The 404-nt window shown below is 59.2% G+C and carries 1 protein-coding gene; it reads left to right on the top strand.

All coding sequences use genetic code 11. From position 1 onward, the window contains the following. Positions 1-8: 8 nt before the first annotated feature. Positions 9-404 (top strand): cobaltochelatase subunit CobN (locus D7X55_RS42105; protein ID WP_233610486.1); only part of this gene is annotated, 396 nt, incomplete at its 3' end.

Below are 404 nucleotides of genomic sequence, written 5' to 3'. Positions count from 1 at the left end.
ACGCTTACGTGGGCGACTCTTCCGACGCATCACACCCAGAGGTCAGATCCCTGAAGGGAGAGGCACTGCTTGTTTTCCGCACTAGAGTGATTAATCCCAAGTGGCTCGCCGGAATCCAACGCCACGGCTATCGCGGTGGAGTTGAAATCGCAACGACCGTCGATTCCCTATTTGGCTTCGCGGCCACAGCCGGCGTCATTAGTGACTGGATGTTCGAGTCCGCCGCCAACACCTTCACCAAAGGGGAAATGCGCGAGTTTCTGGAGCGCACCAACCCGTGGGCACTCAACGCAGTGGTGGAACGTTTGCTGGAGGCGCAGCAGCGCCAGCTATGGGCGGCAAAGGCCGAAACACTGGACTCGCTTCGATCGGCATTGCTGGCCACGGAGGCCACTATCGAAGGA

Source organism: Corallococcus sp. AB049A (assembly GCF_003668885.1).
Classification (GTDB): domain Bacteria; phylum Myxococcota; class Myxococcia; order Myxococcales; family Myxococcaceae; genus Corallococcus; species Corallococcus interemptor.
This window is presented reverse-complemented; position numbering and strand designations above follow the sequence as displayed.